General features: G+C 57.5%; 5 protein-coding genes, 1 tRNA gene and 4 pseudogenes. 3 read left to right on the top strand and 7 right to left on the bottom strand.

Annotation, left to right across the window (positions count from 1 at the left end; translation table 11 throughout):
- Positions 1–702 precede the first annotated feature (702 nt).
- From AC04SH_RS33945 to AC04SH_RS33925, 5 genes and pseudogenes are all read right to left on the bottom strand, one after another.
- A tRNA-Arg gene (locus AC04SH_RS33945) sits at positions 703–777 on the bottom strand.
- A gap of 151 nt (positions 778–928) precedes the next feature.
- Positions 929–3631: a lyase family protein gene (locus AC04SH_RS33940; protein WP_488481815.1), complete on the bottom strand. Its 2703-nt coding sequence runs from the start codon at positions 3629–3631 to the stop codon at positions 929–931.
- Entirely contained in the window at positions 3628–4686 is a 1059-nt protein-coding gene (locus AC04SH_RS33935) for a cysteine synthase family protein (RefSeq protein WP_488481814.1), read from the bottom strand. The genes AC04SH_RS33940 and AC04SH_RS33935 overlap by 4 nt, the downstream gene beginning before the upstream one ends.
- A 10-nt stretch (positions 4687–4696) precedes the next feature.
- A complete protein-coding gene (locus tag AC04SH_RS33930) occupies positions 4697–5737 on the bottom strand; it encodes a GHMP family kinase ATP-binding protein (RefSeq protein ID WP_488577997.1) in 1041 nt (346 codons plus the stop codon).
- Between the two features lie 559 nt (positions 5738–6296).
- Positions 6297–7005: pseudogene (locus AC04SH_RS33925) on the bottom strand (transposase); the annotation flags it as partial.
- Positions 7006–7386: 381 nt separating this feature from the next.
- Between AC04SH_RS33925 and AC04SH_RS33920 the strand changes: the two are divergent.
- The 3 genes and pseudogenes from AC04SH_RS33920 to AC04SH_RS33910 form a co-directional block, all read left to right on the top strand.
- Positions 7387–7612 (top strand): annotated as a pseudogene (locus AC04SH_RS33920) (IS481 family transposase); the annotation flags it as partial.
- 195 nt (positions 7613–7807) lie between these two features.
- A pseudogene (locus AC04SH_RS33915) lies at positions 7808–8754 on the top strand (IS110 family RNA-guided transposase).
- Between the two features lie 253 nt (positions 8755–9007).
- A complete protein-coding gene (locus AC04SH_RS33910; protein WP_488481812.1) occupies positions 9008–9499 on the top strand; it encodes a GNAT family N-acetyltransferase in 492 nt (163 codons plus the stop codon).
- Between the two features lie 120 nt (positions 9500–9619).
- On the opposite strand, the gene AC04SH_RS33905 is transcribed toward AC04SH_RS33910, so the two are convergent.
- Positions 9620–9958, bottom strand: coding sequence for an ISAs1 family transposase (locus AC04SH_RS33905; protein ID WP_488481811.1), 339 nt, complete (start codon positions 9956–9958; stop codon positions 9620–9622).
- A 76-nt stretch (positions 9959–10034) separates the two neighbouring features.
- A pseudogene (locus AC04SH_RS33900) lies at positions 10035–10382 on the bottom strand (ISAs1 family transposase); the annotation flags it as partial.
- Between the last annotated feature and the right edge of the window lie 170 nt (positions 10383–10552).

Raw genomic sequence — 10552 nt, 5'->3', positions numbered from 1 at the left:
GAAAATCTCCTCGACTGCGTTTTGAACGACAGCCAAAGATCTCATGTCGAAAAATAATGCGCAGCACGCCGAAGGCCGATCGGGCCTGCCTGCTGGGAAAATCGCGTGTTCGGCGCGTTCCTTCACATTATGAACTGCTGCTGATTACTTCAGTAATGGCGAGCTCGCCATAACTGCAGACAGACATCCATTGCTATCCTGCTCTTCTCGGTCTGACGACCGATATCCCGCAGCAAGATAGCGGCGGCGTCATTGACGTCGAGCACTATACGCTCTGAGCCATGGCGGCCAACCTGTACAATGACTGGCCTTTCGAACCTGCTCAAACCGGCATCTCCCCCCTTGACAGCCGGTCTCTGCCGACAGGCCGCATGCTAACCAAATCTCACTACTGCGCGTCGCCGCAGTCGCATCGGCGAACAGGATCTAGACTTTTGCGGTGCCTGCTTTCCAGGCTGCAATCCACTGCATCGCAGAGGTCGCATTCTTCCAATATGCCAACCTGCTTTGCGAAGTCGTAAAGAGCGTTGCGCGCCGCACACACTTGGGTCGGTTCGACTCCCTTGCAGATGGCAGACTACTCTCGCCCACCGCATCGTGGCATCGTGGCATCGTGGCATCGCAATGCGCGCCAATCGGTAACAAACTAAACGCTTGTCCACTTCGCAACCCGCACACGTCGGCAGCGTGTTTTCAAATTTATGGTGCGCTCGGCAGGGTTTGAACCTGCACCGCCAGATGCGAAGTCTGGAACTCTTCCAATTGAGCTACGAGCACCTTACCGACGGTTTTGGTCGGCTATCGAAGCATGGCGTTTTCTGGCAATCCGCCGGGCTAACAGAAACAGATGAAGTGCGCCTACGTAATCATCAACGCGGTTGCCAAGTCGGGCGACAGGACGGTTGGACGTCGTCCTTATTTTCGCCGTTCAGGTGGCTTGGTGCCTATCAATAAGGCTATCTACCCTCTGTCGGCGGTGGATCGCAGCGCGCGCCCAGCGCTCCCATACTTCGGAGCATTTCAGCTGTGTGTCCCGACTAAGCGCTTTTGCTATGGAGACTTGGTCATCGATGGATCGTTTTCCGGGTCCGCCTCCGAACTGCAGAGCATCTCTGCACTCTTCGAGACTTTCCGGTAACACGCCAGCGAGGTGGCTGGCCAACTCGCTTCGGCGCTCCGCAACGGAGCTATCCTGACGGACACGCCTGGCGATCTCGCCAATTTGTGTATGGGCCTTCCTGAAAGGGACGCCTCTCGACGCCATCCGTTCGGCGGCGACGGCCGTCATTGATGACCCGTCCTCCAGATTCTCACGCATCGACCTCTCGTTAAACGACATGAACCTCACGATTAGCGATGTGAGCGTAATGGCCCGCTTCAGGGCATCTTCTGCTAGACCCAATGAAGAGCACCCGTAGTTGCTTGTTTCGATCGAGTTGCTGAAAGGCGCTTTGCAGGTAGCCGTTGCCGCAGAAACGTATGCGCCAATTACCGTGCTTGCCGATCCCTTAATGTGTTCAAGTAGGAACGGGTTCTTCTTTTGCGGCAGCATGGACGAGCCTCCGGCAAGATTTCGAGGAATGTCGATAAGAGCGAACTCGCGAGTCGTCCAGACCTGCAGATCCTGGGCCACACGACTGAGCAAGGTTGAGATGCCAGCAAAGATTGAAAGCCCGTAAAGGTGATGGTCTCGGCTCGCGACCGCATCGAGTGAGTTGAACGACGGCTGTTCGAATCCAAGAAGACTTGCGGTTTGCAGGGGATCAATCGGCATACTGGTGCCTCCGCCGGCACCAGCTCCCATAGGGCAGTTCCTGATGTCTTCCAGCAGGCTATGGAGGCGCTGGCGCTCGCGTCCCAGAGCGAAGAAGACGCCAAGCAAGCAGTGCCCTGGCGATCCAGGGAGTGCGATCTGGTACTGACTGTAGAGCGGAGCCACTAGTCTCGATGCCTCTTCCGCTCGCTGAAGCAAAGCATCTTGTGCAATTCCAATCTGTTGCGAGATGGAACACGCGGCCTCTCGGAGGGCCAGGAGAGAAATGGTCGCGTTCAGGTCGTTGCGGGACCTTGCGAGGTGCAGCCAGCCGGCCTTGTCCGTGCCAGCTCTGGCGGTAAGTTCGGCCTCATAAGCAAGGTAGAGGCCACGCGGAGCCTCGCTGCCCTCCAAAGACTGAAACCCCTCGTCCTGGAGGTCCAAGATGTGCTTGAGGAGATCAGCAGCCACTGCCTGGCTGATCAAGCCTTGGTCGGCGAGCATCACCAGATGTGCCTCGTCTATTGTCGCTTGGTACTGCAGAAGGCGACCGTCACGCGAGATTTCGATAGGTGGAGCGAGCAACTTCATCGCTTCGGGATGTAGGTTCCACCCGCTCTCGCTTGACCCAGCGACTTGCGTGTTCGCCGTTTCGGCGGAAGCTGGCTCGATTTCGATGACCGTGGAGTCGATCATCTGTTGCGCAGCCGCGACGGCGACATTCAGTTCATCGGCTACGCCTATGGCGTAGGCTACCCGGTCTCTGAAGTCGCCATTTATTTGAACTTCCTCCCCCTCAGATTTCAGTACCCCGGCCTCGGGCACTATCGGGTCTGGTTTTCGAGAGAAGTCCAGGCGTTTGAGCTTGCCGGATTTGTGAGCGAGTTGGAAACGGATGGCTCCCGCCCTTGCGGTCGCGTGGGGAGGTGTAAACCCTTCTCCAGCGTAAAGTCTAATCACCATGTCAAGGATTGACGTGCCCAAGGCGTGCGCGAGCATGACTGGAATCATCCCTCCAGCCAGCCTGGGATTCACCTCGATGATGACGGGGCCCGACTCCGTTATCACGAACTCCACATGAGCCGGTCCGAAATTCAGGCCCAGAGCGGACACCGCGCCTGCGGCAAAAGAAGTCAATTCCTTGAGGGATGGCTCTGGTAGCGGGGCCGGGAAGTCGTGCCCTACCTCGACGAAGCAGGGAGCCGGCCCTTTGTGCTTGGCAAGAATTCCGAGACAATGCAGCGTTCCATCATACGCAATTATCTCTGCCGAGTATTCCTTACCCTCCACATACTGCTGGATCAGGACGTCTGGGCTGGGCAGATCCACTTGATCGAGCAGTGCGCCCCTTGCACTCTCGAACGCCTTGATGGCGGCTGCGGCACTGTCGCACAACCTCACGCCGCTACTACCACTGCCGGACACTGGCTTGACCACCACCGGCAGAGTGGTCTGGGCAAGAATGTTCTCGACATCTCTGACGGAAGTGGCCAGCCGTGTTTCAGGGATCGTGATTGATTGTCGCCGCAACTCGGCCGCTTGCTTCCATTTGTTGCGGCATGCGGCTATAGCCTCCGGATTCGCTGCTGGCAGCCCTATCGCCGCAGCGACACGTGATGCTGCTTCCACAAAATACTCCGACGACGAATATATACCTGCAAGCCTACTTAATTTGGCGGCGGCCCCGATAAGTTCGTCCGGGCTGCGGGTCTCAGCTTCGATCACTCGGGCGACCGAGTCTTTGAGGAACGGATAGCGCGCAGGATTGCGCGTAACGAGATAGGGCTCAAAACCTAAGGCTCGGGCCCGCTTCATCAACAGTTCGCCAGTGCCCGTTGTGTTGCTTTCGACAAAAAGGAAGCTACCCCGGTTCATCATGACGCGTCCTCCAGAACGTTTAGGACAGCTTCCCGGCTTTTCCGCTTCCACAGATATCTGTTCCATGGTGGGAGGGCAGTCGAAGGGTGATTTTCGGTTGCCGGCGCGTCCAGCAGAACACTTTCATGTAGACATCCGTGCTGCTTCAGCCATTGGCGGTCGTAAACGGATTCGACGTAGCGGTGGCCTTCATCGGGGCATATGACGACTACGGCTTCTCGTGGATACTGCCGGGCGCGCCAATGCCCCACGATGTAACTCGCTCCGGAGGTCGGACCGGCGAAAACGGCGTGCCGCTCGTGGAGGGTACGCGTTGCAGCAAATGCGAGCGGAGCCGATATGAGATGCACCTCGTCATAGAGTTCATGCTTCACGTTCTTGGGGACAAGACTGTTCCCCAGGCCCCGCAGCTTCCGCTCGCCATCCTGTTGGCCAAAAATGACGCTGTTGAAGGTGTCCACGCCAATCAGGCGGGCGCCAGGGGCCTTTTGCCGGAGGCGCTCTATCGTTCCGCAGGTAGAGCCGCCTGACCCCACAGAACCGACCAAAGTTACGTCGGCGTCCAACATCCCCGATATCTGATCGGCGAAGAGCTCATAGGCTGCGGGGTTGTCGGGTGTTTCATATTGCCGGGGCCAGAAACAGGAGTGGCCCAACTGTCTCATCCTGGCGTGTAATGCGTCGAGGCGGCTTCTTTGATAGCCACCCTGCTTCGCCTTTTCAGTTATTATGAAGACTTTGGCCCCCAAGGAGCTCAACCTGTTTTCTAGGCCTTTGTCCATCACAGGGTCTGTGAAGACTTCAAGCTGGAATCCACGTTCCCGACAAACTACCGCCAAACCCAGTGCGAAGGTCCCGCTCGATGTCTCGAGAACTTTCATGCCGTGAGTCAAAGTCCCTCGAGCCAGCGCTTGCTCGACGATGTACTTAGCAGGGAGAAGCTTCATGAATGCGAATTGCGCAAGATAAAGGTTTGTCTCACACCTAATAATGGTGGGAAGAGCAAAGGCATCAGAATAGCTGGTGAATGGCAGGCGTTTGCGGGCGAAGTCCATATTGCTCACCTCACCGGCAGCCAGTCATTGTCAGATATATTCTTGGCGAGTTGTCGAACGGCGATACATACGCGAGCACCGACCTAAGCTTCTGTGGGAAGTCAGCCGCCATTCGATCAAGCAGAATTCCAATCATTGTGCCGCTGTGCGCGACTATGACCCCAAGAGCGTCAGTGGCCTCAGATGCTTTCAGCATCGAGTTCAGATGCTCCTTTGGAGTTCGCTCCTGATGCAGGAGCGCGCTAGCTGTAGCAATCCTGCCTATCGTGGCCGTGTCACCGCGCGGAACTGCTATCCGTGCGCGGTCGAGTAGTTGGCGATATTCTTCTCTGTGACTGGCGGAGATTTCACCTCGCCGTTGATCATAGTCGACGGTTTCGACCGTACCGCCTTCATCGATACCAACGATTGCAAGCGGCGGCATTTGCCCAAGGAAGGAGAGAAGGCGACATGCTCGCTGCTGATATGCGACTACCCCTGGGTACATCACCCCGTCGGATGGCTCGATCTCTGCCATGAGCTTCTCGATCAACGATGTCCGGACTCTGCGCTTGAAGCAGCAGCCGATTGACCGTGCGGCCGCTACAAGATCTGCGGACGAACTCGCCAGCCCTTTGCCTTCGGAGAGTTCAGATTCCAAAATTAGGATTCCTCCTGGGCCGCCGAGCTCAATCACGAGGTTCTCAGCCAATCGTTTTGCTTTAATTTTATGTGACGGATAAACTGTTACAGATCGGGTGCCCGCAATCGGTATAAAGTGAGCTCGCGCAAAAAGCGCGACGGGCATCGTGACCAGAAAATGAGAGTCCCGGGGAACGGAGCCGACCGGTAACTGGCCTTGTAGCAGCTCGCCGAATGTGCCGCAACAAAGAGCGTCGCTAGAATGAACTTTTGGTGGCAGTCTGTGCTCAGCGATGATCTGGGTCGCGTCCGCGCCATCGAACGTCTGGTGAGACATGTATGGGCTCCAAATTTCATCGGCGGCGGCTTTGAGAAGTTCCATAGTGGAGATGCTAGGGCCGATAGGGTCGGTAGAGTTTTGGATCGCCATATCACTTCCCCGTTAGGCCGTTAGGTTCATGGGCTCGCATTTCAGTTGGGATACGCAAGCACCTAAGGCGCCTAGGTCCTCACCTCAGACTTTCGGGTGAACGTACCATTGACGGCGATTTTAGATCGCAAAGGTTCTGTAAAATTACTTGAAGGTTCTGTTGCCGCGTTGATTATCGGCGGCGAATCCGCAATCAGCGCGGATCCCGCAGCCGCGATTTTCCTTGTCTCAGTCTGGGGGTGCATGTTTAGTCCCGGGCTCACATGACGATGCTGAGGTCAAGAGGTGTCGTAGGGTGGCATCGTGTTGCTCCCAATTGGCGGCGGAATCCAGAGCTGGGCCCGATTGCGTGACACGGCTCGGTCAATCGAGCCTAGTCAAACTCATATACGGTCGCCGCTTGAGACGGCTGCACCAATGTCCCGCTTGCGGCGGCAGGGGCCCAGAAGGCGAGACCCGTCTTTGATACGGCATTCCAGCCAGCTGGGATCGCGGTTCGCCTCCTGGATCCGCCGAGGCTGATCAGGCCTCGAGGGATGAGTGTATCGGTGTGATCTCGTCAGACAGCCTTCATGACGGCACCTCCGATGACGACGCCGCGGTCAGATATTTCCACAGCGCCACGAGCAGCTTCCTTGCAAGGGCGACGATGGTTGTCATTTTGAGGCACTGATTGCGCATCACGCGTTCGTGGAACCTGCGGGTAAGCGCTGAACTCGGTTGATTGCACAGCCACAGCCACGCCAACTCGATCATCGTCGTTCGCAGCCGGGGGTTGCTGGCCTTCGAGACGCCTTGCTCGCGCTGGACCGATCCGCTCTGCCAAGGCGTCGGCGCGAGCCCGGCATAGGCGGCGACCTGCCGGCGATTATCGAAGTGCCGGAACAGCCCTTCCGCGTAGAGGATGGCGGCACAATCGGGGCCGATACCCTTGAGATCGAGCAATGTCGCTGCTGGAGTTTCGGCGACTTCGATTGCCAGCAGAGCGTCGCGCTCGGCCTGCACCTCTTTCGGCTATTACCAGTTCGGGCCGGTCGAGCTCGCGACGGATTTGCCCCTTCAGATGTTCTGGCAGTGCGCGGCCGTCGCCGGTCCTCAATTCCTCAAGCCGATGTCGCCGGTCACGTCGTAGCGGCTCGTTGCCGGTGAAGACCTGACCAAAAAGCAGGCCCTTAATCCGGTTGACATGGCAGGTCCGCTCGCCAACCAGAACCTTTGCGTTCACGGCCGATGCGCCGATGGTCTTCCTCGTTGATGCTCGGTACCCTTGTTTTCAGCGATGGGACGGTCGCGGGTTCGGTCATGTCTCCGCCCTGTTGCTGCGGTCTTGTGACCGCTGGCCCTGATGGTATCCGCTGATCCTTTGGCCTGATCAAGAGAGCGAGCTCGAAGCTCCGACTATGCTGCAGGCTTTCAGGATCTGTGTTCCCATCACGGCATTGTCACCCTCGATTCCGGCTCACGGCCTCAGCCGATGCTGCTTTTACTTTTACGCCGGCGTGCCGGCATAATGTGTTGCGTCGCGCATGACTGCGAAGGCGATACGAGCGAGTTGTTTGCGGTGCTCCATGTCCCGGATGGGCTCACCATAACGCCGCTCCAAAACAAGAACAGCAGGACGAAAAGGCACCACAGATCACATACCGGATAACGGCCAGTTCGAGAGGATGAACCGGACTATCAAAGACGCTACGGTCAAGCGCTTACTGCGAGAGCCATGACTAGACTAACTCTCAGTCATCTCCCCGACTTCGTAGCCGCCTACAATTTGCTCGCAGGCTCAAGACCCTCAAAGGCCTGACGCCCTATGAGTTCGTCTGCACGGCGTGGGCCACCCAGCCCGAACGCTTCAGGCTAAATCCGCTTGTCTTATGACTTTCCTCGTTTCGAGGCCAAAGTGGGTTGGCGCCAGCGGGCCTTTACCACCCCCCTGCGGCCGGTGGGGTGGGTTCGACTAAAAGACGGTCGTGATGGACCGAGCTAGAGTATGATCGCCCCTCTCTTTTCCATGAGGCCTGAACGGATAGCCCGGTTTCTAGACCCGGATGACAAGCACGGGACACGGAAAAGATGACCGCAATCATACCACGCACACTCGGACTCGACATCTCGAAAGATCGCCTCGACGTTCATCTGCTGCCGGAAGGTATGGAGCGGCAATACGCCAACGACGCCAGCGGTCTGCACGAACTGATCCGCTGCTGGTGCCTCTTGCGCCTGCCCGCATCGTCTACGAGGCGACGGGCGCCTATCATCGGTTGCTCGAGCGCACCTTGGGTGCCAAGGGCCTGCCGCTGGTCAAGATGAACCCACAGCGCACGCGTGCCTTCGCAAAGGCAGCCGGCCGTTTGTCCAAGACCGATCGGATCGATGCCGCCATGCTCGCCCACTTTGGCGCGCTGATGGCGCCGCAGATCCGGCCGATCCGCAGCCATGCCCTTGATGCGCTTTGCGAACTGGTCACCGCCCGACGAGCGCTGATCAAGGACCGCACCGCCACATTGAACCGACAGAAGTCTTTGACCATCCCGCTGTTGAAGCGCCAGGCCGAGCAACGGTTGAAACAAATCGCTGCCCAGATCACAGCGATCGACGCCGAATGCCGAACTCATATCGCCAGCGAACCCGGTCTCAGACGCCGCTTCGATATTCTCACCAGCATTCCGGGGCTTGGAGAGGCGAGCGCCTTCGCCATCGTCGCTGACATGCCCGAACTGGGTGCACTCGAAAACAAGCAAGCTGCAAGCTTGGCCGGCCTTGCCCCCGTCGACCGCCAGTCCGGCCAGTGGAAGGGCAAGAGCTTCATCCAGGGCGGCCGGCAAATGCTCAGGCAGGCACTCTACATGCCCGCCCTCGTCGCCACCCGAGTCAATTAGCCTCTCAAGGCAAAATACGAAAGCCTCCGAGCAGGCGGAAAACCTGCAAAAGTCGCCATAACCGCAATCATGCGAAAGCTTGTCGTCATCGCAAACGCTCTCATCAGGGACGACCGCAAATGGTCTCCATCCTTTCCTTGACCAAGACGGATACTCTAGCAAATGCCGGGACTAAACATCTAGAGTGACACCTGTTTCGAGTTTGTCGCGTCCGCGACACGATGCACGTACTCCAGCTTCACTCGTATGCTCTCATGCTCAAATTGTTTGTGCGTTTCTGCTCAGTTGGCACGACTTTTGCCGGCAGGAGCTGCCCACCGAAATCAGGGTGCGGGTCGGAATATTTCGTTCGTGCTTCAACAAAGGCTACAAATGCCTGATAGCGAGACCTACTATGCATGCGACGCTGAAGACTTTATCTCACTTTGATCGAGCCCGAGTCGCCCACTTGCAGCTCTATCCCGAGCAAGAGCAGTTCGTCGACCCGTTGGATTTGGTGTTCTGTGAGCTTCAAGGTAACGCGCGCCCCGACCTGGAGCACCCATTTTCAATCGTTGTCCGCCATGAGACCGTTGGCTTCTTGGTCCTGCGTGAAGAATCAGCCCTGCCTGAATGGGCCCAGCCAGGCGTGATTACCCTGCACAGCCTTCGCGTAGGCCGTAGATACCAAGGTAACGGATATGGAAAAGCGGCAACGGGACTTATCTCTGAATGGATTTCGACAAACCGCCCATCTGTCAGGCACCTCATGCTTACCGTTGAAGTAAAGAATGTAAAGGCTAGACGCTTTTATTTAACGTCTGGGTTTTTGGACACAGGAACGACTTACCACGATAAAAAATTTGGCTTACAAAACGTTCTTGAACGCGAGATACATACTCCCTGAATTCGTGACCATCGCGGCGCCTTTTGCCGGCGGTTGCTTGATCATCGCAGCGGTCAAATCGTTCATGCTGTACCCGTTCTACCCTCTCGACTTGATTCAGTACCCCCGGGGGCGGGAGGGCTATCGCATATGGGTTAAAGCTTGGATGAGATAGTCATCATTCCAAGCGCATTTTTTGATGCGATGGCTGATGGGGACTTTGCTGATATCGGCTGCCTGTAGGACGTTTCTGGCGATGCGATTGAGCAGGGCGGTGTTGGCAGGGGCATTGTCCTTGCGAGCACGACATTGATCCTCGTCCAGATGGACGTCGAGCATCCAATGCAGCCCGTTCTCGATTTGCGAATGTGCCCTTGTCAGGTCGAGCGCCTGCTGTGGCGATAGCAGCGTCGAGGCCATGAACAAGCGTGTCACCGGTTCGGTCTGATTGCGCCGGCTTGTGATGCGGATGAAGGCCATGGCCAAGCATCAGTGGCTCGGCTGCGGCCACGATCTCTGCCTGCCGCCACTCGTCGCGGCCATGACTGGTTTCGGTCCGCGACGTTGCTGCGGGGGTGAGCTCGGCCAGACGTTGTTTGGCGTGGCCCACCCAATGGCGACGGTTTCCTTTGAGCGCGAGCAGATAATTGCCACCGCGTTCGGTGATGGCTTGGGCCATGCTTTTGTGACAGTGCAGCGCGTCGGCCGTGACCATTCTACCAGTAAGATCAATGAGTTCGACGACCTTGAGGGCAGCCTCGACCTCGTTTTCGCCCGCACCGGGCGACACTGCCGCCAGGCAGAGCCGTGTCTCGGCGGCAAAGGCCGACACCGTCAGTGGCGGACTGGCGGCAAGACCCTTCTCATAGGCCCGCCGCAGCGCCTTGCCGTCGAGTGAGACCACCTCCTGGCAGGCGCGCGCGAAGGTGAGCGCTGTTGCGGCACCACCTTTCGCGCGTGGTCGTGAGCCACGATGCTCGGAGCCTTTGAGGGCTTCGACACATGACGATTTCAGAGCTTACGCTTAAGTCCAGAGACGAAGAGCCGGTTCGTCGGCTTGAGATATTCACGGGT

The sequence above is a fragment of the Mesorhizobium sp. CNPSo 4688 genome (genome assembly GCF_057784295.1).
Note: the sequence above shows the minus strand (reverse complement) of the source record. Positions and strands in the feature narration are given on the sequence as shown.

What these genes read in the sequence shown, in the direction of transcription:
- AC04SH_RS33940 (WP_488481815.1), bottom strand. Translation starts at nt 3,631, where the DNA reads ATGATGAACCGGGGTAGCTTCCTTTTTGTCGAAAGCAACACAACGGGC.
- AC04SH_RS33935 (WP_488481814.1), bottom strand. Translation starts at nt 4,686, where the DNA reads ATGGACTTCGCCCGCAAACGCCTGCCATTCACCAGCTATTCTGATGCC.
- AC04SH_RS33930 (WP_488577997.1), bottom strand. Translation starts at nt 5,737, where the DNA reads ATGGCGATCCAAAACTCTACCGACCCTATCGGCCCTAGCATCTCCACT.
- AC04SH_RS33910 (WP_488481812.1), top strand. Translation starts at nt 9,008, where the DNA reads ATGCATGCGACGCTGAAGACTTTATCTCACTTTGATCGAGCCCGAGTC.
- AC04SH_RS33905 (WP_488481811.1), bottom strand. Translation starts at nt 9,958, where the DNA reads ATGGCCTTCATCCGCATCACAAGCCGGCGCAATCAGACCGAACCGGTG.